We start from the raw sequence: 25,383 nt of genomic DNA, 5'->3' as shown, positions 1-25,383 counted from the left end.
GCGGAGGGATAACTATTTAAGCTTTGACTGTGCCCAGACAATACCGCTCGCGTATTCCGGCGGCAGGAGCGGGATCATGGCTTCCAGCGTGGCGCTCAGACGGCCCGTGTCGCTGTCGTTGAGGTTCAGGTGGCCAACCTTACGACCCGGACGAACCTCTTTGTCATACCAGTGCAGATGCACCAGCGGCAGCTTCAGCCAGTCGTAGTTCAGATCGGTTCCGATCAGGTTGATCATCACCGACGGGCTGTTCACCACCGGCTGCGGCAGCGGCAGGTCGGTAATCGCGCGCAGGTGCAGCTCGAACTGGCTGATGGAGGCGCCGTTTTGCGTCCAGTGGCCGCTGTTGTGCACGCGCGGTGCCAGCTCGTTGATCAGCAGACCAGACGGGGTGATAAAGCACTCCATCGCCATCACACCCACGTACCCGAGCTCGTGCATGATGGCAGAGAGCATCTCTTCCGCCTGCGCCTGGTGGTCAGCATTGGCCTGCGGGAAGGCCACGCTGGTGCGCAGAATGCCGTCCTGATGGAGGTTATGCGTCAGCGGATAAAACACGGTATGTCCGTCATGACCGCGCGCGCCAACCAGCGACACTTCACCGCTAAAGTTGATGCCCTGCTCAACAATGCACTCGCCGTAGCAATCATCCGGCAGCTCGGCGGTATCGCCTGCGCGCAGGCGCCACTGGCCGCGGCCGTCGTAGCCACCTACGCGGCGCTTCACGATCGCCAGCTCGCCCAGCATGGCGAAGACGTCGTTCCACTCGCTTTTATCAGACAGGAGCTGCCACGGTGCGGTTGCGAGACCCAGCTTGTCGAAAAGCTGCTTTTGCGTCAGACGGTCGGCAATGATCGGGAACACGTCGCGGTTAACGAAGGCGTTATGACGCGCCAGCTCGCGGGTCAGGGCGGTCTCCGGCCAGCGTTCGATCTCAGCGGTAATGACGCTCTGGTGGAACGGTACCGCTTCCGGCTCGGCGTCCAGGCCGACGGGCCAGACGGAAATCGCCAGCGGTTCGCCAGCCTGACGCAGCATGCGGCCTAGCTGGCCGTTACCGAGAACGCAAACCTGCTTCATGCGGCACCCCGCGGGTCTGGATTGTCCAGCACCTCGTCGGTCTGGGCTTTACGCCACGCCGCCAGACGCTGCTGTAAGTCTTTATCGTGCGTCGCCAGGATCTGCGCGGCCAGCAGGGCGGCATTGGCGGCACCCGCTTTACCAATCGCCAGCGTGCCGACGGGAATGCCACGCGGCATCTGAACGATGGAGTAGAGGCTGTCCACACCGCTTAACGCGGCGCTTTGTACCGGGACGCCCAGCACCGGCACCAGGGTTTTGGCGGCAATCATGCCCGGCAGATGTGCTGCGCCGCCCGCACCGGCAATGATCACCTCATAACCGTTCTCTTCGGCGCTTTCGGCGAAGCTAAACAGTTTGTCCGGTGTACGGTGCGCGGAGACCACTTCAACGTGGTGCGGAACATTCAGGATGTCAAAGATTTCGGCGGCGAACTGCATGGTAGCCCAGTCGCTTTTGGACCCCATCACGATGGCGACACGCGCCGGATTATTGCGGGAAGACATGCGTCTTAAAACTCCTGTGGTGCGAAACACACTGCTTTCGAGGGCACAGAGAATAGCATGTTATACGGGCAAGGAAAACGGTTGCGCGGTTAAATCTTGAGCCGTTGTTGCCATCAATTCATAACAAAACAGACCGCATTCTGGCGGTCTGTTTTTGTCGAAGGGCAATCATTATTTCGTCAGTTCTGCGGTCATATAGACGCGGTTGTCGACCTTCGCGCTGGTGATTTTGTAAGACGCGCCCTGTTCAGCAGCCTGTGCAGCGATTTTCGCTTCTGCGCGGTCAAGGGTAGAGGCGGTTGCACTCACGCTCTGCGCGAAAGAACCGAAAGAAACCAGGGAGAGAGCCGCAACTGCAACGAAAGTTTTGATGGATTTCATGGTCGTATTCCTTAAGTTTTTTGTCTGGGATAGGGCGTGTTGCCCTGATGTGATAAATAATAGGCCGACCACGGGCTGATTAAAATCGAAACAATTTGCCGTTATTGTTCAAAAAAATAGAATGATATGAAGAGGGCTTAAAACGGAAACGCGATCAGCTCCACACCCTCAGGCGTGACTTTGACCATAGAGCCTTCGGTGTGCCAGGCACCCAACACCACGCGGTGTGCGGACTGGCCGTTGGCGATAAGGGAATGCACGTCAGGACGATGGGTATGACCGTGGATGAGCCACTGAACGTCATGCTTTTCCATCACCCGCACGACCGCCTGTGGATTGACGTCCATGATGGTCATGGATTTGCTGCTGTTGGCGGCTTTACTGCCTGCGCGCATTCTGGCGGCGATGCGGTTGCGGATAAACAGCGGCAGGGCAAGGAACACCTTCTGGATCCACGGGGTGTGGACTTTGGCGCGAAACGCCAGGTAGCCGGTATCGTCGGTGCAGAGCGTGTCGCCGTGCATGATCAGCACCTTGCGGCCGTAGAGGTTGAGCACCTGTTCTTCCGGCAGCAGCGTCATGCCGCTTTCACGGGCGTAGCGCTTGCCGATCAGGAAATCACGGTTGCCGTGAATGAAGTAGCAGGGGACGCCGGAATCCACCAGCGCGTGAATGGCGGCGGCCATTTCACGGTGCAGCGGGTTAGGATCATCGTCGCCAATCCAGGCTTCAAAGAGGTCGCCCAGGATGTACAGCGCATCGGCGCTTTTCGCTTCACCGCGTAAAAAACGCAGAAAACCGGCGGTTATCGCCGGTTCTCTGTTTGCAGATGAAGATCCGCAATAAAGAGTGTCGCCACCAATTACTCGCTGACGGTCACGCTTGTAATCACAACGTCTTCTTTTGGAACGTCCTGGTGCATACCGCTGCGGCCAGTAGAGACGGCTTTGATCTTGTCAACCACGTCCATACCTTCAACCACTTCTGCGAATACGCAGTAGCCCCAACCCTGCAGGCTTTCGCCGGAGAAGTTCAGGAAGTCGTTGTCCGCCACGTTAATGAAAAACTGTGCAGTAGCAGAGTGAGGCGCCTGAGTACGTGCCATCGCCAGCGTGCCGCGGGTGTTTTTCAGGCCGTTGTTCGCTTCGTTCTTGATCGGCTCTTTAGTGGCTTTCTGGTTCATGCCAGGTTCGAAACCGCCGCCCTGGATCATAAAACCGTTGATCACGCGGTGGAAAATGGTGTTGTTGTAGAAACCTTCGCGGCAGTAGTCCAGGAAGTTTTTAACTGTTTCAGGCGCTTTGTCATCAAAGGTTTTGATTACGATATCGCCATGATTAGTGTGGAAAGTAACCATTTTTGCATCCTGTTCCGTTATTGTGGTACGTCGACCCGCCTTCGGGTCATCTATAGGGGCTTGTTATAGCATAACCACAGGATGCGATCACCTTGCATTGTGTGCTGCTTCGGGTTTGAATTACGGGTAGAATAGCCGGTTTTCAACCACACACGTGTTTACATGGAATCTTCGATGTTAAAAATCTTTAATACAATGACGCGCCAAAAAGAGGAATTTAAACCTATCCATGCCGGGGAAGTCGGCATGTACGTGTGTGGTATTACGGTTTACGATCTCTGTCACATTGGCCATGGCCGTACCTTTGTCGCCTTCGACGTGGTGTCACGCTACCTGCGTTTTCTGGGGTACAATCTGAAATACGTGCGCAACATCACCGACATCGACGATAAGATCATCAAGCGCGCGAATGAAAATGGCGAAAGCTTTGTCGCGCTGGTGGATCGCATGATCGCTGAGATGCACAAAGACTTCGACGCCCTGAATATTCTGCGTCCGGACAGCGAGCCGCGCGCGACCCACCATATTCACGAAATCATCGAGATCACTGAAAAGCTGATCGCCCGCGGTCATGCGTATGTTGCCGACAACGGCGATGTGATGTTCTCCGTGCCGACGGACCCAACCTACGGTGCGCTTTCCCGTCAGGATCTGGATCAGCTCCAGGCCGGTGCCCGTGTCGACGTGGTTGACGTGAAGCGTAACCCGATGGACTTCGTGCTGTGGAAGATGTCCAAAGAGGGTGAGCCAAGCTGGCCATCCCCGTGGGGCGAAGGCCGTCCGGGCTGGCACATTGAATGTTCTGCGATGAACTGCAAGCAGCTGGGCAAGCACTTCGACATTCACGGCGGCGGCTCAGACCTGATGTTCCCGCACCACGAAAACGAAATCGCGCAGTCCACCTGCGCCCACGGCGGCGAGTACGTGAATTACTGGATGCACTCCGGGATGGTAATGGTTGACCGCGAGAAGATGTCGAAATCGCTGGGTAACTTCTTTACCGTGCGCGACGTGCTGAAATACTACGACGCGGAAACCGTGCGCTACTTCCTGATGTCCGGCCACTATCGCAGCCAGCTGAACTACAGCGAAGAGAACCTGAAGCAGGCGCGCTCGGCGCTGGAGCGTCTCTACACCGCGCTGCGCGGAACCGACAAGTCTGTTCCGGCGGCAGGCGGCGAAGCGTTCGAAGCGCGCTTTGTTGAGGTGATGAACGACGACTTCAACACCCCGGAAGCCTACTCCGTGCTGTTCGACATGGCGCGCGAAGTGAACCGCCTGAAGTCAGAAGATATGGCCGCGGCGAATGCGCTGGCGTCCCATCTGCGTAAGCTCTCTGCCGTGCTTGGCCTGCTGGAGCAGGAGCCGGACGCGTTCCTGCAGAGCGGTGCGCAGGCGGATGACGGTGAAGTGGCGGAAATTGAAGCGTTGATCAAAGCGCGTCTGGAAGCGCGTCAGGCGAAGGACTGGGCGGCGGCAGATGCGGCGCGTAACCGTCTGACCGAGATGGGTATTATTCTGGAAGACGGCCCACAGGGCACCACCTGGCGCCGTAAGTAAGTCTGTAACGCCCGGAGGCGCTCACGCTTGCCGGGCCTACAGGCAAAAGTAGGCCGGGTAAGGCGCAGCCGCCACCCGGCTTTTTTTTTACCTTCTTTTCCACCACAACATTCCCATCAGCACGACCCCCGGCAGCCACACCCACAGCAGTTCTGAAATAATCACCTGATGCCCGTACGGCGTGGTATAGCGTGAGAGCGCAAACGGCGCGACCTTAATCACCTGCCACGGCGCAAAGAAGCGTTCATCCGACCACGGCCACAGCCAGCCGACGCCTTTCCCGCCTGTGGTAATCGAATCCAGCAGGCTGTGCGACAGCAGTGACACGGTTAAAAACAGCCAGCACCGCGTCAGGCTGGCCCTGAACCACCGTCGGCCAGTCAGTACGCAAAGTATCGGCACCACGAAGGCAAACAGCAGGGAGTGGGTAAAGCCGCGATGGCCGAAAACGTTGCCATACGCGACGCCGAACTTAAACGCCAGCACGTCGGCGTCCGGCAGCATGGCGAGAACAATGCCGGCAAACAGCAGGCGGGGTGGGATAACTTTTGTCCCCAGGCCTAAGCCCAGGCAAAGCGGAACAGCAGCGTGTGTAATGACGGTAGGCATTGTGATTATCCATGGCAAATCATGGAAATATAGCAGTCATTCCACGCTAAAAAACCTGTGCGAAATTCTGATTTTACGCCGACTCGCGTGCGATAAGCTGCCCGGAAAGCGTAATGCGCTGGGTTTGCAGCGTCGGCTCCTTCAGCGTGCGAATAATCAGCCCGGCCGCCTGACGCCCCGTCTCTTCGCTGGCGGACGAAACGTAGGTAAACGAGGGCGAGGTGAGGTTAACGTGGAGCATATCTTCGAAACCGACCAGAGCGACCTGCTGCGTCAGAAACACATCTTTACCCACCGTACGCCCGACTTGATGAATACCGGAGATGGAGCCGATCATGGCATCCGGCGAGTGGCAGAGCAGGGCGGTGATGGTATTGTTTTTTTCCAGCAGCTGGCGGGTCGCGAAACCCGCGGCCAGCGTGTCATCGCTGCAGGCCGGAGAGTATTCATCGCGCCAGACCAGCCCGTTTTGCGTCATCGCGCTGCGAAAACCGAGCAGGCGCTGTTCGCGGATAAGGCAGCCTTCGCGTCCGCCAATGTAGGCGATATTACGATGACCGCGCTCGATAAGATAACGCACCGCCAGACTGGCCGCCTGTCGGTTATCGCGCATCACCAGATTGCATTTTTCATCCAGCAGCGACTGCGAGACCACCACCAGCGGCAGCGGGCAGTGGCGAATCTTTTCCGGGAGGGTGGCGGTGCGGGTATCCGAGGCCAGATAAATCACCCCTGCGACGCCCTGCTGCTTAAACGACAGCAGGCAGCGCTCAAGATGGTCATGGTCGTTCTGGGGCTGACCGAGAAAAACCATATACCCCTGTTTTTCAAGATCCTGAACGATGCTCGCCATCACCTTGATGGAGAAACTGTCGCTAAAGTCACGGAGGATCAGGCCAATCAGGTTGGAGGTATTGGCGCGAAGGTTGGCAGCGGCAACGTTATGAACATAGCCCAGGGTATTGATGGCAGCGTTGACCTTCTCGATCGTTGCCTCTGAGATTTTCCCTTTCTGGCGCAGCACCAGCGAGACGGTGGAAACCGACACGCCCGCGTGCTTCGCGACATCAATAATGCTGACTTTCTTCAAAACCGCTCCCTGAAATTTACCGATTATCAGCCAGATAAAACACGTCTCCCAGCGTACAGGAGACGTGTCGTTCAGGCATCTTATTATTTGCCGATCATGGTGGACATGGTCTGGGCGATAAACTGTGCTCTGGCACCGAAAATCACCTGAATACCGTTGTCGCCGACAAACACCACGCCGCGCGCGCCGAGCCCGTTCAGGCCGTCTTTATCCACCGCCTCGCTTTTTGTGACTTCCAGGCGAAGACGAGTGATACAGGCGCCGACGGAGTCGATGTTATGCGCGCCGCCCAGCAGGGTGATGATCTCGGTCGCGAGTTCGGAATCCGATTTCTCATCCGCGTTGGCGGTTACTTCAGTGCGGCCCGGCGTTTTCACGTCGAAACGACGGATCACAAAGCGGAACGTGAAGTAATAAATCAGGCCCATTGGAATGCCGATGATAATGGCGCTCAGGAAGTGGGTCTGGTAGCCGTTAAACGACGGCAGGATCCCGAATGACAGATAGTCGATAAAGCCCGCAGAGAACGACTTGGCGATATGCGCATGCAGCAGGTACATGGTCATGTAGGCCAGGCCCGCCATGATGGCGTTAAAGACGTACAGAATCGGTGCCACGAAGATAAAGGTAAACTCAACCGGTTCGGTGATCCCCGTCAGGAAGCAGGTGAGCGCCGCAGAGAACAGAATACCGGCCGCGATTTTTTTATTCTTCGTATGGGCTTCGTGATACATCGCCAGGCACGCCGCAGGCAGCGCGAACAGCATCAACGGGAATTCACCCTGCATGAACTTGCCGGCGTTCTGGTAGGTGTCGCTGCTGAAGGATTTCACCCCTTCTTCCAGCATCTTGAACCAGATGGTCTGGTCGCCGTGGATCACCTGGCCTGCCTGGGTGGTGTAATCCCCAAACGAATACCAGAACGACGGATACCAGATATGGTGCAGACCGAGCGGGATCAGCGCGCGTTCCACCAGACCGAAGATAAAGGTCGAGGCCGCCTGATTATCGCCGTTAACGACCACGGAGAGGGCGTCTATACCGGCCTGGATATGCTGCCAGACATACGGCAGCAGCAGCCCCATCAGGAACGAGAGGAACGCCGTTGCAATCGCCACAAAGCGCTTGCCGGAGAAGAAGCCCAGGAATTCCGGAAGCTGCATGGTGTGGAAGCGGTTGTAGCACCAGGCCGCGAGAATACCGCAGATCAGGCCGCCAAAGACGCCCATCTGCAGCGTCGGAATGCCCACTACCATGGCGTATTTCCCGCCCTGGGAGGCCATTTCCGGCGTGATGCTCAGCACGGTGCTGATGGTGATATTGGTGACAAACACCGAGACCGCCGCGGACAGCGCGGCAATACCGGATTCTGACGCCAGGCCCACGGCAGAACCAATGGCAAACAGCATCGGCAGGTTATCAAAAATAACCCCGCCCGCGTTCATCATCAGCGGCAGATGGAACTTATCGCCAAAGGCCAGCAGCAGGCCCGCAGCGGGAAGCAGTGAAATTGGCAGCATTAAGGCGCGACCAATCATCGATAACTTAGACAGCGATTTAACAAACCCTGATATCAGACTCATGCTGATTTCCCCCGAGTAGCGCTTTTTTTGGCGCTGTTATTGTAAGTAGAACGTTTTAGTAGAACGTTCTACTTATCGTGGGCAAAGAGTGAAAAACGCGCAACTGAATTTTCGCTTTTCAACAGATGAAATAGTGATTATTTGAAGTGGATCGATAAATAACCGTGATGGGTGTGAGGGGATGGTGAGAGACATTGCCGGGTGGCGGCTTCGCCTTACCCGGCCTGGAAACGGCGTTCGGACTGTTCCCTCTCCCCGTTGGGGAGAGGGTTAGGGTGAGGGGACTCAGGCCGTAACGGTTACGCTCTGGCCTTCAAAGCTCACGGTCTGCCCCGCGACAATCTTGCAGCGCTTGCGGGTTTCCACCACGCCGTCGACTTTTACCTGCCCGTCGGCGATGACGATTTTCGCCTGCGCACCGCTTTCGCTCCAGCCTTCCAGCTTGAGCAGATCGCACAACTCAACGTGCGGGTGTTTGCCTAATGAAAATGTGGCCATCTTACGCGTCCTCTACGTCGTGATATTCTTCGCATGCCTGCAGGGTATTCTGAATCAGCGTTGCGACGGTCATCGGGCCTACGCCGCCCGGTACTGGGGTAATGTAAGAGGCACGCGCGGCGGCATCTTCATACACCACGTCGCCGACCACTTTGCCGTTTTCCAGACGGTTAATCCCGACGTCCACGACAATCGCACCCTCTTTAATCCACTCGCCCGGAATAAAGCCCGGCTTACCGACCGCGACGATCAGCAGATCGGCGTTCTCAACGTGGTGGCGCAGGTTTTTGGTGAAGCGGTGGGTAACGGTGGTGGTGCAGCCGGCCAGCAGCAGCTCCATGCTCATCGGACGGCCCACGATGTTGGACGCGCCAATGACCACGGCGTTCAGGCCGTAAGTATCGATGTTATAACGCTCCAGCAGCGTCACAATACCGCGCGGCGTGCACGGACGCAGACGCGGCGCACGCTGGCACAGGCGGCCCACGTTGTACGGATGGAAACCGTCCACGTCTTTATCCGGTGCGATACGCTCCAGCACCTTCACGTTGTCGATACCGGCGGGCAGCGGCAGCTGAACCAGAATACCGTCGATCTCTTTATCGGCATTCAGAGTGTCAATAAGTTCCAGCAGTTCTGCTTCGCTGGTGGTTTCCGGCAAATCGTAAGAGCGGGAGACGAAGCCGACCTCTTCACACGCTTTGCGCTTGCTGCCGACATAAATTTGCGATGCCGGGTTACTGCCAACCAGCACAACGGCCAGCCCGGGGGCGCGTTTTCCGGCGGCTTTACGCGCCTTCACTTTTTCCGCGACCTCAGAGCGCACCTGCTGCGCAATCGTTTTACCGTCAATAATCTTTGCTGCCATCAGAGAGAAGATTCCGTCTGTAACGTTCGAAAAGGGGGGATGCGTGTATTTTGTCAGAAGCGAGCCTCGCTGTCAGTCACCCTTTGCGCGTTTTTATCAGCAAGCCGCAAAAACCCTTCTTAAGGGATGGTCAATTTCTTAGGCGGGATTAGGATGTGACCTGGCGAAATGGCAGCGTTTTGACATATTTAAAAATCGCCTCCTGAGCTACTTTGTCTCCTCCGAAATAAGCTTTCAATTCATCAATTGAACGTATTTCTTATTCCCGATTATTCGCGGGAAGGGTTATTTACATTTTAAAGGAATAGACATGAAACTCAGCAACATTGCTTCTACTGTTATTGCAACTTTGGCCCTGGTTGCGGGTGCCGCAAATGCAGCAGATCCTGCTGCCCCGGTTTCCGTAAATGGCGGTACCGTACATTTTAAAGGTGAGCTGGTTAATGCGGCTTGTTCAGTAAATACTGATTCTTCCGAGCAGACCGTTAATCTGGGTCAGTATCGCACCGCGAAATTCACCAAAGTGGGCGACACCACCTCTAATATTCCGTTCAACATTGAACTGAACGATTGCGATCCGCTGGTCGCCAAAACCGCAGCCGTTGCGTTCACCGGTCAGATCGACCCAACCGACAAAACCCTGCTGGCCGTCACCTCCGGCAGCAACGACAACACCGCGAAAGGCGTGGGTATCGAGATCCTCGACAGCAAATCCAGCGTTCTGACCCCAGACGGTGCGACCTTCTCTGCTGCGCAGACGCTGATCGAAGGGACAAACACCCTGAAGTTCACCGCGCGTTATAAATCAACGGCTGCGACTACCGAGCCAGGCCAGGCGAACGCTGACGCCACCTTCGTAATGAAATACGAATAATTCCTCCGCACAGGGATGTTCAGGCCTCAGGGACGAGGCCCGTCATACGCTATTGCCAGGAACGAAGGATGACAAGGACAGGAACACTACTGCTGTTAACCCTTGCGATGGCTTGCCCGGCATCGGCGCATACCGTGGTGATTGAAGGCGGCAAGGTTCATCTCCGGGGTGAACTGGTGAACGGCGGCTGCGCCGTGGCGCCCGACAGCCAGAATATGCGCATCGATATGGGGCAGTACCGAACCAACTCATTTTCCGGCGTGGGCAGTTTTTCCACGGTGAATGTGCCGTTCACCGTGCGGTTGCTGGACTGCAGCGTTGATGTTTCGCGCACCGTGGGGATCCAGTTTCAGGGCGTCACACCCGCAGAGGATCCGCAGGTCTTTCTGGCGACATCGCGGCCAGGTGAAACGCCTGTCAGCAGCGGCGTTGGGCTGGCGCTCTTTGACGAGCAGCAGCGTCAGATTATCCCGAATGCCACGGCCGTCAGCTGGCTGCCGATCGATACCCGCGAGCTGGCGTTCCATTTTAGCGCCCGCTATCGGGCTATTTCCGAACACCTCGAGCCAGGCAAAATTCAGTCGGATGTCTGGTTTACGTTGATTTATCCATAACACCTGCGAACACATTATTAAAGGTACGGTTGTGATGAATACCCTAATTAAACCAGGACTTTTTTTATCGTTTATTTTAATGATGGTTTCTGCATGCGCGAATGCATCCGGCGGTATTGCGCTGGGAGCCACCCGCGTTATTTATCCCGCAGAGGCGAAGCAAACGTCGCTGGCAATCACCAACAGCAATAAACAGGAACGCTATTTAATTAACGCGTGGATCGAAAATGCAAACGGGCAAAAAGAAAAAACGTTTGCCGTCACGCCGCCCCTGTTTGTTAGCGAGCCGGACAGTGAAAACACGCTGCGCATTATTTACGCCGGGCCTGCGCTGCCTGCCGACCGTGAATCGCTGTTTTACATGAATGTGAAAGCGATCCCGTCAGTGAACAAAGCTAAAACGGAAAACAATAACGTGCTGCAGCTGGCTATCCTCTCGCGCATCAAGCTGTTTGTGCGCCCGAACAACCTGGCGATGCAGCCGGAAGAGGCGCTTTCCCAGCTGCGGTTTGAGCGCGCCGGCAACCATCTCAAAGTCAGCAACGCATCCCCGTACTACATCACCCTCGTCAATCTTAAGCTGGGCGGTCAGACGCTGGATAACCTGATGGTTGCGCCGAAAAGCGCGGCTCAGCAGGTGCTGCCAGCCGGTGCCAGCGGCACGCTCTCCTGGCAGAGCGTGAATGACTACGGTGCCATCACGCCGGCGCGTAGCGTCAACCTGTGAGCAGAGTCAGGGCGATGAAAAACCACCAGAGACGTTACTGCCCGGTTGCGCTGGCGCTGATGGCTGCGCTCTGGCCACAGGCTGGCTGGAGCGAAAGCTATTTCAACCCGGCCTTTTTGTCCGACGACACCGCCAGCGTGGCGGATTTGTCGCGTTTTGAACAAGGACACCAGCAGGCACCCGGCGTTTATCGCGTGGATATCTGGCGTAACGATGAATTTATCGGAACTCAGGACGTGCGTTTTGAGCAGGCTGAGAACACGCCGCCGGTGGCGGGCGGGCTATCGCCGTGTATTACGCGGGCGATGCTCGACCGCTTTGGCGTCAACGTTGCGGCGTTTCCCGAGCTGGCTCAGGTCCAGGGCGAGACCTGCGTCCCGTTGACCACGGCCATTCCCGGCAGCGAAACGGTATTTAACTTTGCCTCACAGCGTTTGAACGTCAGCCTGCCGCAGGTGGCCTTGCAGAACAGCGCCCGGGGCTACATTCCGCCTGAACAGTGGGATGAGGGCATTCCCGCCGCGCTGCTGAACTACAGCTTCTCCGGCAACCGGGGCAGCGAAGACGACAGCTATTATCTCAACCTGCAGAGCGGGCTGAACTATGGCGCCTGGCGCTTGCGTAACAACGGCGCCTGGCGATACACGCAGACCAACGGGCAGCGGCACAGCGAGTGGCAGAATATTGGCACCTGGGCGCAGCGCACCGTGATCCCGCTGAAAAGCGAACTGGTCCTGGGCGACAGCAATACCGGCAATGACGTCTTCGACAGCATGGGGTTCCGCGGCGGACGGCTCTTCTCGTCTGACAGCATGTATCCGGACAGCCTGCAGGGCTACGCGCCCACCGTGCGCGGGATCGCCCGTACGCCCGCCAAAGTGGTGGTCCGTCAGAATGGCTACGTGATCTATCAAAGCTATGTGCAGCCGGGCGCCTTTGCGATTACCGATCTCAACCCCACCTCTTCAAGCGGTGACCTGGAAGTGACGGTAGAAGAGAAAGACGGTACCCAGCAACGCTATACCGTGCCGTACTCCACCGTGCCGCTTCTGCAGCGCGAAGGGCGCTGGAAGTATGACCTCGTCGCGGGGGATTACCGCAGCGGTAACCGCGATCAGGACACGCCGTTCTTCACCCAGGGCACCCTGATTACCGGACTTGCCAACGGCTTTACGCTCTACGGCGGAACGCAGCTGGCCTCACGCTATACCGCGGTCGCCGTCGGGGCCGGAAAAAACCTGGGCGACTGGGGCGCGGTTTCGCTCGATATCACCCACGCCCGCAGCCAGCTCGCGGACGACAGCAAGCATGAAGGACAGTCCCTGCGCTTCCTCTATGCGAAATCCCTTAACGGCTTCGGCACCAACTTCCAGCTGCTGGGCTACCGCTACTCCACAAAAGGATTTTACACCCTGGACGATGTGGCCTGGCGCTCAATGGAAGGCTATCAGTATGCCGACAGCCAGGATAATGACGGCGTGCCGGACGTGCAGAGTTATCACAACCTGACGTGGAATAAAAAAGGCCGCTTCCAGCTCAACGTATCTCAGTCTCTGGGGGACTACGGCTCGATCTATATCTCCGGCAGCGAGCAGACCTACTGGGGAACCGACGAGTCGAACCTCTGGTACCAGCTGGGCTACGCGGGGGGCGTGAAGGGGATCAACTACTCCGTTTCGTGGTCGTGGAACAAATCCGTCGGGATCGACGGCACCGACCGGATCGCGTCGTTTAACGTCTCCGTGCCGTTCAGTATCTTTACTCGCCAGGGCTATCGCCGGGACAGCGCGATTGACCGCGCCTATGCCACGGCTTCCGCCAGCCGGAACAGCGATGGCGACACGAGCTGGCAAACCGGCGTCAGCGGCACGCTGCTGGAGGACCGCAACCTGAACTACAGCGTGACCCAGGGACACACCAGCACCAACGGCGCAAGCGGAAGCGCCAGCGCCAACTGGCAGGCGACCTACGGCACGTTGGGCGTGGGCTACAACTACAGCGACGATCAGCACGATCTTAACTGGCAGCTCTCCGGCGGGGTCGTCGGCCATGCCGACGGCGTGACCTTCAGCCAGCCGCTGGGCGACACCAACGTGCTGATCAAAGCCCCGGGGGCATCCGGCGTCAGCGTCGAAAACCAGACCGGCGTAAGAACCGACTGGCGAGGCTACGCGGTAATGCCGTATGCCACCGTCTACCGCTATAACCGCGTGGCGCTGGATACCAACACCATGAGCAACAACACCGACATCGAAAACAACGTGAGCAGCGTGGTACCGACCAAAGGCGCGCTGGTGCGCGCCAGCTTTGATACTCGCATTGGCGTGCGCGCCCTGCTGACGGTGATGCGCGGTAACCAGCCCGTGCCGTTCGGCGCGGTGGTCCGTGAGACCCGGAGCGGTGTCACCAGCATGGTGGGGGATGACGGGCAAATTTACCTGAGCGGGCTGCCGCTGGAAGGCGAACTGCTGATCCAGTGGGGCGATGGGGCGCAGTCCCAGTGTCGCGCGCCATACAGCTTGCCTGAAAAGAGCCTGCAACAGGCAATCACACTGAAGGGGATTCGCTGTGAATAAAACCCACATCTTTGCCTTGTCGCTTCTGGCGTTACTGCCTGCGACAAACGCATTCGCTACCGTGTGCGTCAATGAAAAGGGCGTGCCGACGGAGGTGCATTACGACCTGACGGATAAATTCAATAGCTCGAATAACCAGATTGGACAGGTCGTGACGCTCAGCGAGAAGTCGCAGTGGGTAGGGGTGAATGCCGTCTGCCCGAAGGGCACCGTCGGGAATACCACCAAGCGTAGCTATGTGACCGACTACCCGGTCACGGGAACGAGCGATGGCTATCAGTATCTGAAGCTTAACGACTATCTGGACGGGGCCATGAAAATCACGGACAGCTATGCTGGCGTGTTTTATCCGCCCAAAAACTATATCCAGATGGGGAGCCACCCTAACGTCTCGAAAAACAAACCGTTTGGCGTGCAGGACTCCAGCCTTGTCTTCCGCCTTAAGGTGACCCGGCGTTTTATTAACATGGTCGTGATCCCGCGCGCCACCATGTTCCGCGTTTACGTCACCACCACCTCTTCCGATCCGCTCACCACGCCGGTCTATACCATCAGCTACAGCGGTACCATCCAGGTGCCGCAAAGCTGCGCCATCAATGCCGGTAACGTGGTGGAGTTTGATTTCGGTGACATTGGCGCCTCCCTGTTCAGCAAGGCGGGTGTAGGTAACAAACCGGAGGGCGTCTCATCGCAAAGCAAAACCATCGCGATCAAATGCACCAACGTGGAGGCGAACGCCATGCTGACGATGCGCGTTGAGGCGGAAAAAGTCTCTGATAATGTGCTGGTGTCGGATAACCCGGACGTCGGGTTTATCATCGCTAACGAGAGCGGAGCGCCGCTGACGCCTAACAACCTGACAAGCAAAATTCCGTTCCGCCTCGATGATAGCGCGCAGGCGCAGGTGGGGATCCGGGTCTGGCCGGTGAGCGTGACGGGCAATAAGCCAGCGGAAGGGCGTTTTACCTCGCGCGGGTACCTGCGTGTGGATTACGACTAAGGAGCCGATATGCGAAACGGGATCCGTTTTATCACCGTGGCGCTTTTTGCGCTTTGCACACAGGCTCAGGCGGACACCGCGCTGGGCGAAATTAACATTCGGCTCTACGGCAACATTGTCGATTTTACCTGCGTTGCCGAGGGGAGCGACAGCGACAAGAACGTTACGCTGGGCACCTGGCCCACGAAACAGCTCAGCACGACCGGGAGCCGCACGCAGCCCATGCCGTTTACGCTGAAGCTGACCGGCTGTCCGCCGGGGGCGGCGTCCATTACGTTTTCGGGCAAAGCCGACGGGAGCAATAACGGATTGCTGGCGCTGAACGACGCCAGTACAGCGAGCCGTGTTGCGGTAGAGATCAGGGATGCGGATAAAACGCGTCTGGCTCTCCAGCAGGCCAGCCAGCCGGTCTCGGTTGATGCGCAGGGGAATGCAACATTGTCGTTTTATGCCAATTATATTGCCACTGCAGATAACCCTCAGCCCGGACGAGCCGATGCGGATGCCACCTTTATGATTAACTATAATTAGCACTGACCGCACTCCCTGCAGCTCAGATAAGCTGCAGGGAGTGAATTCAGGTTAAAGCAGCTCGTGCGCTTTGGCGTAATCAATTAATTCCACGATGCTTTGCACACCCAGCTTGGAATAAATATTGGATTTATGCGCACTAATGGTTTTGTTGCTTAATAGTAGCTGTTCAGCAATTTCCTTATTGGATAATCCATTCGCCAGATACCGTAATACCGTGACCTCGCGATTCGATAATGGCATATCGACAGCCATCCCTTTCCCTGAACCCAAATGGTTTATAAAGTTCAGCGTTTCCGACGGGAAAAAGGAATAGCCCATCAGGATCATTTCTACGGCGTTGTAGATCTCACCCAAATCTTTACGTTTACTGACGAAGCCATTTGCCCCGGCGCGAATAGCGCGACCCGCGTAAAATAACTCTGATTTAGACGAGAGGAACAGAACCTTAATGTCTTTGTTTAAGTTTCTGATTCTCTTAAGTAAAGCGAAAGCATCCGTGCCCGTGAGTTCAATGTCAAGGATCACCAGATCGATAGGGTGATTACGGATACAGTCAAGAACTTCATGGCTATCGCCAGACTTGAGCTTGACTGTGATATTCTTATTTTTCTGTAGCAGGACTTCTATCGACATTCTGACGATAGGATGTTCGTCCATAATGATAACGGATGCCGGTTTCATTTTTAATGCCTCAGATTGTTAAAAGCGTTATGCAGAGTTTGGTAAAACTCTCGAAATGCCGGAAGGATATAATGTGCAGATCCCTATACCGTAGTATTTCCCTGGAAAGAGCGAAAGCATCCTTGTTTACGTAATGAAAAGAACTATGCCTCAGCGCGGTCATCTCATTTGGCTGGTGTTGGCAAAAAGGTTTTTCTTATTCAGATTTGGTACGCATCTTATTATACAGGGTAAGTTTTTTCCGAAAACCCTGTAAATTAATATCCGCTTATGGGTTTGTATTATCTTCTGGATCTGAATCGCTATTTTTTTAAATTTAGCGGAAATATCCTGTTATCTCATTTACCGCATATTTTCATCTTTATGTAATAACAAAAAATAACACATATCTCTTTATGTTGATCAATTGTTAACAAAAATACGCATCATTCTGGGGGACAAACCCACGCTGATGAGGACAACAATTGCCCTCGCAGGCCGTCAGACCTTCATCTGAAAGCGCGCAGGTTGACCCGAAGGCCCACATCTCATGCACAGGAGAACATGCTATCCGCTTCGCTTTTTCCTCCTGAGCGTTCCCGCTAACCTGCTTGTTTTTACATCATTATCATCTTGTTAACGCTGTCTGCATTCACTTAACGGATGGAGGAAAGTGCTGCCGTTCGTTCAATTTGTGGCATTTCGCAAGGTTCGCGGCCATAAATTAGGAATAGTTATAATTTCGACTTTATTGTTAAAAATTAACATTTTTGAAACACAAATGGTAAGTAAATTCCTAAAGCGCTTTAGGAAATAAGGGGTTAGGACGTGAGTGTAAACGTGCAGTCTGAGAGGTTATTAAGAAGGTGAAGTAATTCCTGCCGATGACTCAGCCCCAGTTTCACCAGGATGCAGCTGAGACGATAGATAATGCGGCTATAGGGACGATTCTGCATAAGGGCAATCTGACGTAACGTCTTGCCCCGGGAAAGTTCCTGCAGGATCGGCCATTCGTTGCGGGAAAACCAGTCTTTGTCGGAGCCCTGTGGGGGGCGAGTATCCAGCAGGCTGTGCTGGAGTGCTGCGGCGTTCATCTGGCGTTCGAGCACATGAAAAGGACCCGCCGCTTTGCAGAAGAGGCGAGTGTCGTAATTATCGGCCCGGACTAACAGCCAGGGCGTAAGGAAAGGCGGAAACAGGCTGTGGCGTCTCAACTGATCCAGTTTCTCCAGAAGCCCCGTGGACCGGCTTTCAATATCCACGACCAGACGGGCAGAGGGCCACTGCGTCTGCGCGACAAGGGCGTCATCCAGCGTGGCGTAGTCACAGCAACTGCTCAGCGGGAACTGCCCGTTGAGAAAACCGGTGCGCAGATAGTGATCCTCCGTCACCAGAAGGATAAACGGGGCGTCTGTTTTGCGGGGCTGGCTGATGGACTGGCTCAAGAATTCGAGCCGGTCGAAAAAGGGGGGGGCAAAAGGTGAGCGCGTAAATCCCAGTGCATCACTTCCTGTACGCCGCCGCCGGTAACGGCGCACTGTCATTCGCATGGTCTCCCTCCTGGAAATGGCGTTTTAATCCTCCGGCCATGTCCAGGACGGCCAGTAATATCCCTGGCCGAAGTCTGCGCCTGCCTGCAGTGCCCAGGTACGATCGCGTTCAGTCTCAATACCTTCGATAAGCACTTTCCCGGCAAGCTGAAAGCAAAGGAAAACCAGGTGCCTCAGCGCAGGGGTATCGCGTAAACGCCAGAATGCTTCCTTATCTATTTTGATGCCGCTTAACGGGAGTCGACAGGATAAAAACGACTGCACTAAGACGTCATCGATGTCATCCAGCCAGATTGCGTGCCCCTGTCTGCTCAGTTGCTGCAGATTCTGAACCACAAGCTGCTTGCGCGCGACAGACAGCGCCAAAAAAGCCGCAGGGTCGACAAACTCAATATTGAGCGGCACGCAGGGGAGTCTGATAAGACGCTGAAAGGACGCAGGCTCTGTCAGGACAGTTATCGGCAGATTAATAAAAAGGTTATGACCGTGCGGCGTATTTTTTAACGTGGCAAGCTGCGCTTCAAGCAGCGTTATCGACCACTCAGCGGACCGATCGCAAAAAAAGTCCTCACTGTGCCGCGTGTCGGCCAGAACGCTAAGGACCTCGACGCCAACCTGGCGCAAGGAGGTAAGGGCGACGATGGGCTCAAGCTTAATGCCGACGATGTCCTGAGATAGGTACTGTAACCGGGGGGGCGTATCGATCAGGTTTTGCGCTGTCACTCCATTGTCCTGTTGTCTGTCAGCCTCCAGGCGGCCGGGATACCTGCCTCTAGTGTGACGAGCTGACGTACAGGAAAACAGCAGGCGTTACTTAAATGCAACTAAGCCTTTTCGCAGCGCTAAATTTTACGGTAAAACGGGGATAAATGTTGAGAAAATAGCCGTATTTACAATCGGCTAGCGGTAATTGCCCCTGAAAACGGAAAAGGCATTGACTCACCTGCCATTGACCGTATAATTCTTCGCGTTTCACCGCCGCGAAGTACACGCTTCTCAGTGCGCCCTTAGCTCAGTTGGATAGAGCAACGGCCTTCTAAGCCGTAGGTCGTAGGTTCGAATCCTACAGGGCGTGCCATTTCATTTCATAGAGTTACGCCTCACTCACATCCTCCTGATTTCCGTTGTGGGACATATTTGGGACATCGACCCTAAAATTTATCGGTCATGAAGGACATTTATGTGGTATCTACTCGCAATTTCGCTTGCCGCACTTTCCCTTAATAAAAGCCTGGCTTACCTGCTGCTGGGATTAACGGCATTTCTCGGCTGGAAACAGAGCATTCTTGACGCCCCGGCGCTGCTGGTTATTGCATCAATCGTTATTGGCTGGTCTGTTGTTGAATGGCTACGTAATAAAGATGATAAATATACTTATCTGATTGAAGGCCTGTGCGTGGTCATCGCCGTTGCCCTGGTTATGCATGTGCTCCCGGGCTTCCATAATCCCAAAGTGCTTGATGCTGTCGTCGTTGGTCCGCAAAGCATACCGTTCAGTATGTACTTTAATATGGACAAGGCGGTGGTGCCGTTCTTTTTAATTACGTGCATGCCAACGCTATTCGTAGCAAAACCCCTCTATAAAATTGGCAAGCTCAGCTGGGGAATATTGGTACTTGCGGTACCCGCGCTGTTACTTCTGGCTGTGGCGTTGGGCGGGCTGAGAATTGAACCACATGCGCCAGAATGGTTCGCGCAATTTGCCCTTGCGAATATTTTCTTCGTCTCTTTGGCCGAGGAAGCCCTGTTCAGAGGCTATCTGCAGCAGCGCTTGTCCCGGATCGTTCACCCTGTCGTGGCGTTGTTGATTGCCTCAGTCATCTTTGGGCTGATGCATTATAGCGGCGGTTTACTACTGATTATTTTTGCCAGCCTCGCCGGCATTATTTACGGCCTGGCGTGGATGTGGAGCGGCAGGCTCTGGGTTGCAACGTTATTCCATTTTGGGCTGAATTGCGTGCATTTATTGTTCTTCACCTATCCTGTGTATGCCCCTCATACGGCTATGTAATGCTTTTTAAATGAGTAGCCTAATAAATTTAGCTACCTCCGGATAAGCATAAAAAGCCCCCGCAATATCGGGGCTTTTTTATATCTGCCGGAAGCGCGAATAACAGATTTACCTTCGCGCCATAATGAATAGAAGGCTAATGAATTTCGTTGTTGGCAGGCTTAAGGTTTTCTTAATCTAGAAATTATCTCGCATTAAAATTTGGATTTTTATCATTACAAAATCTGCTAAAAAGAAATTTTACACTTTTACGCGTAAACTGGATTGATACTAATTATCATTAGCGTTGTTGTATGCTTTAATCCTGTCCCACAAAGCTATGAGTGGTTACTCCCGTTGGTCTATTAAGGATATGTTCATGAATTCTCGCCTGCTGTCCTGCTTCTCGCTTGCCTTGTTGTCTTCATCCCTTTTCCTTTCCACACAATCGGTTGCCGCCGATAACAACGACGGTATCGTTGTCTATAACGCGCAGCATGAAAACCTGGTGAAGTCGTGGGTTGACGGTTTTACCAAAGAAACCGGGATTAAAGTGACTTTGCGTAATGGTGATGACAGCGAGCTGGGTAACCAGCTGGTTCAGGAAGGCAGCGCATCGCCGGCAGACGTATTCCTGACGGAAAACTCGCCATCCATGGTGCTGGTGGATAACGCCAACCTGTTTGCACCGCTGGATGCCGACACTCTGAAGCAGGTACCGGCAGAGTATCGTCCGGCGCACGGCCGCTGGATCGGCATTGCCGCCCGCAGCACCGTATTCGTCTATAACCCGGCGAAGCTGAGCGAACAGCAGCTGCCTAAATCGCTGATGGATCTGGCGAAACCCGAGTGGAAAGGCCGCTGGGCGGCATCTCCTTCAGGCGCCGATTTCCAGGCCATCGTGAGCGCGATGCTGGCCCTGAAAGGCGAAAAAGCCACCCTGGAATGGCTCAAGGCGATGAAAGCCAACTTCGTTGCCTATAAAGGTAACAGCACGGTGATGAAAGCGGTCAATGCTGGTCAGATTGATGGCGGGGTGATTTATCACTACTACCGCTTTGTCGATCAGTCCAAAACCGGTGAAAACAGCAAAAACACCCAGCTCTACTACTTCAAGCACCAGGATCCGGGCGCGTTCGTAAGCCTTTCCGGCGGTGGCGTGCTGGCGTCCAGCAAACACAAAGCGCAGGCGCAGGCCTTCATCAAATACATTACCGGCAAAGAAGGTCAGGAAAGTCTGCGTACCAACAACGCCTTTGAATACGCCGTGGGTGTGAACGCGGCCTCCAACCCGAAACTGGTTCCGCTGAAAGATCTTGATGCGCCGAAAGTTGAACCTTCAACGCTCAACAGTAAGAAAGTTATCGAGCTGATGACCCAAGCCGGTCTGCTGTGATCACTGAGAGTGAAGTGAACGTCTTATGTCTGGTCTGAGTCTCGACATCGGAAAAAACAGAGTGCAGGAGCCTGCCCGCAGGCGTCCTGCACTGCCGATGGTTGCGTTAGCTGTCTTGTTTTCATTACTGGCGCTTCTGCCTTTGGGTTTTATCATTGCCATTGGCATTGAGACGGGCTGGGAAACGATAAAGGCGCTGGTGTTTCGCCCGCGTGTGGCTGAGCTGCTCAGCAACACGCTGTGGCTGACGGCCCTGGCGGTTCCGCTGTGTATCGTGACGGGCGTGGCGATAGCCTGGCTCACAGAGCGCACGCAGCTTGCCGGGCGAGGGATCTGGTCTGCACTGGCGGTCGCCCCGCTGGCGATCCCCGCGTTTGTGCAAAGCTATGCCTGGGTGAGCGTTGTTCCGTCCATGCACGGGCTCTCCGCGGGCGTGTTTCTCTCCGTTCTGGCCTACTATCCCTTTATCTATATGCCGGTTGCGGCGGTGCTGCGCCGCCTTGACCCGACGCTCGAAGATGTGGCCGCATCGCTCGGCACCCCGCCGTGGCGGGTCTTTTTCCGCGTGGTTCTGCCACAGCTCAAGCTGGCTATCTGCGGCGGCGCGCTGCTGGTGGCGCTGCACCTGCTGGCGGAATATGGCCTGTACGTGATGATCCGCTTTGATACCTTCACCACGGCAATTTATGACCAGTTTCAGTCTACCTTCAGCGGCCCGGCGGCAAACATGCTAGCGGGCGTGCTGGCGTTATGCTGCCTGGCTATCTTAGTGCTGGAAGGCGTGACGCGTGGAAAGGCACGCTACGCGCGCATTGGCGCCGGTGCCGCGCGCGAACAGAAACGCTGGCCGCTGAAGCCTGCGGCTGCCGCGCTGGGGCAACTGTTTTTCATCGTGCTGATCGTGCTGGCGCTGGGCGTGCCGTTAGTTGTCCTGTGTCGCTGGATTTGGCTCGGCGGTGTGGAAAACTGGATAAGCGCCGATCTCTGGCATTCGCTGCGCCAGACGCTGATGCTCGGCGTGGGCGGCGCGCTGCTGACGACGACGTGCGTGATCCCCATTGCGTGGCTCGGTATCCGCTATCCGCACCGTATCTTCCGGATGCTGGAAGGGTGCATCTATATCACCAGTTCGCTGCCGGGCATTGTCACGGCGCTGGCCCTGGTCACCGTCACCATTCACTACGCCCGTCCCATTTACCAGACGGAAATAACCCTGTTCCTTGCCTATCTGCTGATGTTTATGCCCCGTGCGCTTATCAACCTGCGGGCGGGAATTGCGCAGGCACCGGTTGAGCTGGAAAACGTGGCGCGCAGCCTTGGCAGCACGCCCGCGAAGGCGCTCTGGAGCGTCACGATGCGGCTGGCCGCGCCGGGTGCGGCGGCGGGAGCCGCGCTGGTTTTCCTCGGCGTCAGCAACGAGTTGACCGCCACGCTGTTGCTCTCTCCCCTGGGCACGCGCACGCTCTCCACCGGATTCTGGGCGCTGACCAGCGAGATTGATTATGTGGCAGCGGCACCTTACGCGATGCTGATGATCCTGATTTCCCTCCCGCTGACCGCCATTCTCTATATGCAGTCGAAGAAAATTGCAGGGCTATGACATGCTTGAATTAACCGCCATTTCTAAATCGTTTGCTGATGTGCAGGTGCTCGACAGCTTAAACCTGAGCGTTGCGCCGGGGAGCAGAACGGCCATTGTCGGGCCGTCGGGGTCGGGTAAAACCACGCTGCTGCGTATTCTTGCCGGGTTTGAGACGCCCGACACTGGACGTATTGTCATGCAGGGGAGAACGCTGTTTGATGAAAACCGTTTTGTCCCTGCCCACCAGCGCGGGATCGGTTTTGTGCCGCAGGAGGGCGCGCTGTTCCCGCATCTCAACGTGGCAGACAACATTGCCTGGGGGCTGGACGGGACCCGCCACGAGAAGCGCCAGCGCGTTGAGGCGCTGATGGAGATGGTCTCGCTGGACAGGCAGCTCGCCACGCACTGGCCCCACGAGATTTCCGGCGGACAGCAGCAGCGCGTGGCCCTCGCCCGTGCGCTGGCCCAGCGTCCTTCACTGATGCTGCTGGATGAGCCGTTCTCGGCGCTGGATACCGGCCTGCGCGCGATGACGCGTAAGGCAACGGCCGATCTGCTGGCCGAAGCGGGCGTGGCCTCGATTCTGGTCACCCACGACCAGAACGAAGCGTTGTCTTTTGCCACGCAGGTTGCCGTCATGCGTTCCGGACGTTTCACGCAGGTCGGGACGCCTTATGAGGTTTATACCCGTCCCGTTGACGAAGAGACGGCACTGTTTCTTGGTGATGCGCTAATCCTGCCTGCGCAGCTCACCGCGGGCTACGCCCTGTGCGCCCTGGGTGAGGTGCCCACGGACAACGCGCAGGCGACCGGGCAGGGCAGAGTGATGCTGCGCCCGGAGCAGCTGAGCGTGACGGCATGTGCCTCACATGAAAGTCCAATCTCCATTCTTGATGTGGATTTTACCGGCCACCTGTCGACGCTCACCCTCGGGCTCGCCGGGCAGCACGAGCCCGTGACCCTGAAGACCGTCAGCCAGCCAGGATGGAACCCGGGCACGGCGGTACGCATTGATATTGCTGGTGCCGCGCGTGTATTCGACTATTCTTAATATTCGTTAATAATTTCATGCAATGGGTTGTTATAAAAGAATTTTCCCGAAAGAATGGCATTTCCTGAGATTCTCTACCATGCTCATAAAACCTCACCATAATGCGTGAGGTTTTTCGTAGTTGCTGATTAATCTCAAGGAAAAAGGTTATGAAAAAGACGACTGCTATTTTGTTGGGAACGGCGTTACTGTTTACGACCAATGCTTTTGCTGCCCAACTGCTGACTAAAAACGAGTTCAAGAAAGTCGAGTCTCAGTATCAAAAAATCGGTACGGTAAGCACTTCAAATGAAGTATCGGTTGATGATGCAAAAAAAGAACTGATTGAGAAAGCCGATAAGCAAGGCGCGGATGTCCTGGTGCTCACCTCAGGGAACACCAACAATAAAATTCACGGTACGGCCAATATCTACAAGAAAAAATAACGTCATTGCAGCCACCCCGTGTTCGGGGTGGTTGTTCGCTCTCCCAGGTTAACTATTCTGACGAGTTCATCGGCCTGAACTGGACGACAGAAATAGTAGCCCTGTAAGAAATCACACTCATTAAGCCGTAAATAGTCCGCCTGATGTTGGGTTTCGACACCTTCTGCGATGATCCGCAGATGCATCTTTTTTGCAAGTTCAATCAGACTCTCCATGAGCCGAAGATCGCCATGCTCTCCGATCTGGCTGACAAACAGCCTGTCAATTTTGATGTACTCAGGATCCAGGGCGTGGATGTAGGCAAGATTTGAATACCCCGTTCCAAAATCGTCCAGCGCAATAGAAATAGGGGAGCGCCGTAATGCTGCAAACCACTCGCTTAATTGCGGCGTGACATGCAGCGGGTGCTTTTCGGTAATCTCAATTATCAGCTGCACGTGGCGGGTAGCAAGCTTTTGTAAAAGCGCCACGGTATCCGATTCAAAACGAGGATCGAGACAGTTCGAGGGACTCAGGTTGAGGCTGATGTAAAGTCCCTCAGGAAAAAGATGGATCCGGTGCTGGAGATCGTTAATAACCTGCAGGATTAGATGATGTGTCAGCATAGCAATGAGGTTGTGCTTCTCCGCAAGGGGAATGAAGGTGTCCGGCGCGACGTTACCGTAAAGCGGGTGCTTCCATCTGGCGAGCACTTCAATACCTGCCATCAGCCCCGTCTGGCTGTCGTAGAAGGGCTGATAAACCGGCACGATTTGGTGCTGAGCAATGGCGTCAATTAGCGTTCTTGCCGTTACGTGATAAAAATACGGCGTCAGCAGGGATCGGATGCCTGAGAGCAATGTCGGGTGGCGTTTTATCGTTGTCATTCTCGT

25 protein-coding genes, 1 tRNA gene and 1 pseudogene are annotated in these 25,383 nt (G+C 55.4%); 13 read left to right on the top strand and 14 right to left on the bottom strand.

The window, feature by feature from the left end; genetic code table 11:
• Nucleotides 1-12: 12 nt before the first annotated feature.
• From purK to ppiB, 5 genes and pseudogenes are all read right to left on the bottom strand, one after another.
• Nucleotides 13-1,080 carry a 5-(carboxyamino)imidazole ribonucleotide synthase gene (purK, locus tag ACMGGE_RS11555; protein ID WP_048030139.1) on the bottom strand — a complete coding sequence of 356 codons (1,068 nt, stop codon included), beginning with the start codon at nucleotides 1,078-1,080 and terminating at the stop codon, nucleotides 13-15.
• A complete protein-coding gene (gene purE, locus ACMGGE_RS11550) occupies nucleotides 1,077-1,586 on the bottom strand; it encodes a 5-(carboxyamino)imidazole ribonucleotide mutase (protein WP_420293777.1) in 510 nt (169 codons plus the stop codon). The genes purK and purE overlap by 4 nt, the downstream gene beginning before the upstream one ends.
• Before the next feature lie 171 nt (nucleotides 1,587-1,757).
• On the bottom strand, nucleotides 1,758-1,967 hold the full coding sequence (locus tag ACMGGE_RS11545) for a YdgH/BhsA/McbA-like domain containing protein (protein ID WP_008499325.1): 210 nt from the start codon (nucleotides 1,965-1,967) through the stop codon (nucleotides 1,758-1,760).
• A 137-nt stretch (nucleotides 1,968-2,104) separates the two neighbouring features.
• Nucleotides 2,105-2,826 (bottom strand): annotated as a pseudogene (gene lpxH / locus ACMGGE_RS11540) (UDP-2,3-diacylglucosamine diphosphatase).
• A gap of 3 nt (nucleotides 2,827-2,829) precedes the next feature.
• On the bottom strand, nucleotides 2,830-3,324 hold the full coding sequence (gene ppiB / locus ACMGGE_RS11535; RefSeq protein ID WP_008499327.1) for a peptidylprolyl isomerase B: 495 nt from the start codon (nucleotides 3,322-3,324) through the stop codon (nucleotides 2,830-2,832).
• A 174-nt stretch (nucleotides 3,325-3,498) separates the two neighbouring features.
• Between ppiB and cysS the strand changes: the two genes are divergently transcribed.
• Nucleotides 3,499-4,884 (top strand): cysteine--tRNA ligase, encoded by a 1,386-nt coding sequence (gene cysS, locus ACMGGE_RS11530; RefSeq protein ID WP_045909729.1) that lies wholly within the window; start codon nucleotides 3,499-3,501, stop codon nucleotides 4,882-4,884.
• Nucleotides 4,885-4,971: 87 nt separating this feature from the next.
• On the opposite strand, the gene ACMGGE_RS11525 is transcribed toward cysS, so the two are convergent.
• The 5 genes from ACMGGE_RS11525 to folD form a co-directional block, all read right to left on the bottom strand.
• Nucleotides 4,972-5,493 (bottom strand): metal-dependent hydrolase, encoded by a 522-nt coding sequence (locus ACMGGE_RS11525; protein WP_023326825.1) that lies wholly within the window; start codon nucleotides 5,491-5,493, stop codon nucleotides 4,972-4,974.
• 73 nt (nucleotides 5,494-5,566) lie between these two features.
• Complete coding sequence (gene malI, locus ACMGGE_RS11520; RefSeq protein WP_395299854.1) at nucleotides 5,567-6,583, bottom strand: Mal regulon transcriptional regulator MalI; 1,017 nt, start codon at nucleotides 6,581-6,583, stop codon at nucleotides 5,567-5,569.
• A gap of 83 nt (nucleotides 6,584-6,666) precedes the next feature.
• Complete coding sequence (locus tag ACMGGE_RS11515) at nucleotides 6,667-8,166, bottom strand: PTS transporter subunit EIIC (RefSeq protein ID WP_045909726.1); 1,500 nt, start codon at nucleotides 8,164-8,166, stop codon at nucleotides 6,667-6,669.
• 285 nt (nucleotides 8,167-8,451) lie between these two features.
• On the bottom strand, nucleotides 8,452-8,664 hold the full coding sequence (gene ybcJ / locus ACMGGE_RS11510; protein ID WP_028012224.1) for a ribosome-associated protein YbcJ: 213 nt from the start codon (nucleotides 8,662-8,664) through the stop codon (nucleotides 8,452-8,454).
• Between the two features lies 1 nt (nucleotide 8,665).
• Nucleotides 8,666-9,532, bottom strand: coding sequence for a bifunctional methylenetetrahydrofolate dehydrogenase/methenyltetrahydrofolate cyclohydrolase FolD (folD, locus tag ACMGGE_RS11505; protein ID WP_008499332.1), 867 nt, complete (start codon nucleotides 9,530-9,532; stop codon nucleotides 8,666-8,668).
• Nucleotides 9,533-9,842: 310 nt separating this feature from the next.
• On the opposite strand from folD, the gene fimA reads away from it, so the two are divergent.
• The 6 genes from fimA (at nucleotide 9,843) to sfmF (ending at nucleotide 15,854) form a co-directional block, all read left to right on the top strand.
• Nucleotides 9,843-10,406, top strand: a complete 564-nt coding sequence (gene fimA / locus ACMGGE_RS11500; protein WP_008499333.1) for a type 1 fimbrial major subunit FimA — start codon at nucleotides 9,843-9,845, stop codon at nucleotides 10,404-10,406.
• A 68-nt stretch (nucleotides 10,407-10,474) separates the two neighbouring features.
• Nucleotides 10,475-11,020 (top strand): type 1 fimbrial protein subunit FimI, encoded by a 546-nt coding sequence (fimI, locus tag ACMGGE_RS11495; protein ID WP_023310642.1) that lies wholly within the window; start codon nucleotides 10,475-10,477, stop codon nucleotides 11,018-11,020.
• Between the two features lie 34 nt (nucleotides 11,021-11,054).
• On the top strand, nucleotides 11,055-11,747 hold the full coding sequence (fimC, locus tag ACMGGE_RS11490; protein ID WP_048030144.1) for a type 1 fimbria chaperone FimC: 693 nt from the start codon (nucleotides 11,055-11,057) through the stop codon (nucleotides 11,745-11,747).
• Between the two features lie 14 nt (nucleotides 11,748-11,761).
• Nucleotides 11,762-14,323 (top strand): fimbrial biogenesis usher protein, encoded by a 2,562-nt coding sequence (locus ACMGGE_RS11485; protein WP_126534553.1) that lies wholly within the window; start codon nucleotides 11,762-11,764, stop codon nucleotides 14,321-14,323.
• Nucleotides 14,316-15,323: a type 1 fimbria D-mannose specific adhesin FimH gene (fimH, locus tag ACMGGE_RS11480; RefSeq protein WP_045909723.1), complete on the top strand. Its 1,008-nt coding sequence runs from the start codon at nucleotides 14,316-14,318 to the stop codon at nucleotides 15,321-15,323. Before ACMGGE_RS11485 ends, fimH begins: the two co-directional genes overlap by 8 nt.
• A gap of 9 nt (nucleotides 15,324-15,332) precedes the next feature.
• Nucleotides 15,333-15,854, top strand: a complete 522-nt coding sequence (sfmF, locus tag ACMGGE_RS11475) for a fimbria assembly protein (RefSeq protein ID WP_420293776.1) — start codon at nucleotides 15,333-15,335, stop codon at nucleotides 15,852-15,854.
• 51 nt (nucleotides 15,855-15,905) lie between these two features.
• Here sfmF and fimZ read toward each other — a convergent pair whose 3' ends face one another.
• The 3 genes from fimZ to ACMGGE_RS11460 all read right to left on the bottom strand — a co-directional run bounded on the left by fimZ (nucleotide 15,906) and on the right by ACMGGE_RS11460 (nucleotide 18,790).
• Complete coding sequence (fimZ, locus tag ACMGGE_RS11470; RefSeq protein WP_008499339.1) at nucleotides 15,906-16,538, bottom strand: fimbria biosynthesis transcriptional regulator FimZ; 633 nt, start codon at nucleotides 16,536-16,538, stop codon at nucleotides 15,906-15,908.
• Nucleotides 16,539-17,338: 800 nt separating this feature from the next.
• Entirely contained in the window at nucleotides 17,339-18,067 is a 729-nt protein-coding gene (locus ACMGGE_RS11465) for a helix-turn-helix transcriptional regulator (protein WP_045909721.1), read from the bottom strand.
• Nucleotides 18,068-18,091: 24 nt separating this feature from the next.
• Complete coding sequence (locus ACMGGE_RS11460; RefSeq protein WP_420293775.1) at nucleotides 18,092-18,790, bottom strand: EAL domain-containing protein; 699 nt, start codon at nucleotides 18,788-18,790, stop codon at nucleotides 18,092-18,094.
• A 278-nt stretch (nucleotides 18,791-19,068) separates the two neighbouring features.
• On the opposite strand from ACMGGE_RS11460, the gene ACMGGE_RS11455 reads away from it, so the two are divergent.
• From ACMGGE_RS11455 to yahO, 6 genes are all read left to right on the top strand, one after another.
• Nucleotides 19,069-19,145 (top strand) — tRNA-Arg (locus tag ACMGGE_RS11455).
• A 102-nt stretch (nucleotides 19,146-19,247) separates the two neighbouring features.
• Nucleotides 19,248-20,078: a CPBP family intramembrane glutamic endopeptidase gene (locus tag ACMGGE_RS11450; RefSeq protein WP_229225384.1), complete on the top strand. Its 831-nt coding sequence runs from the start codon at nucleotides 19,248-19,250 to the stop codon at nucleotides 20,076-20,078.
• A 358-nt stretch (nucleotides 20,079-20,436) separates the two neighbouring features.
• Entirely contained in the window at nucleotides 20,437-21,453 is a 1,017-nt protein-coding gene (locus ACMGGE_RS11445) for an iron ABC transporter substrate-binding protein (protein WP_048026887.1), read from the top strand.
• A gap of 25 nt (nucleotides 21,454-21,478) precedes the next feature.
• Nucleotides 21,479-23,053, top strand: coding sequence for an ABC transporter permease (locus ACMGGE_RS11440; RefSeq protein WP_181575563.1), 1,575 nt, complete (start codon nucleotides 21,479-21,481; stop codon nucleotides 23,051-23,053).
• Between the two features lies 1 nt (nucleotide 23,054).
• The gene (locus ACMGGE_RS11435; RefSeq protein WP_196364922.1) at nucleotides 23,055-24,086 is read left to right on the top strand and encodes an ABC transporter ATP-binding protein; all 1,032 of its coding nucleotides are present in this window, start codon (nucleotides 23,055-23,057) and stop codon (nucleotides 24,084-24,086) included.
• 149 nt (nucleotides 24,087-24,235) lie between these two features.
• On the top strand, nucleotides 24,236-24,511 hold the full coding sequence (gene yahO, locus ACMGGE_RS11430) for a DUF1471 family periplasmic protein YahO (protein WP_021241596.1): 276 nt from the start codon (nucleotides 24,236-24,238) through the stop codon (nucleotides 24,509-24,511).
• Nucleotides 24,512-24,513: 2 nt separating this feature from the next.
• Here the strand turns inward: yahO and ACMGGE_RS11425 are convergent, their stop codons facing one another.
• On the bottom strand, nucleotides 24,514-25,377 hold the full coding sequence (locus ACMGGE_RS11425) for an EAL domain-containing protein (RefSeq protein WP_048225979.1): 864 nt from the start codon (nucleotides 25,375-25,377) through the stop codon (nucleotides 24,514-24,516).
• Between the last annotated feature and the right edge of the window lie 6 nt (nucleotides 25,378-25,383).

The sequence above is a fragment of the Enterobacter sp. BNK-22 genome (genome assembly GCF_048684805.1).
GTDB lineage: Bacteria > Pseudomonadota > Gammaproteobacteria > Enterobacterales > Enterobacteriaceae > Enterobacter > Enterobacter quasiroggenkampii.
Note: the sequence above shows the minus strand (reverse complement) of the source record. Positions and strands in the feature narration are given on the sequence as shown.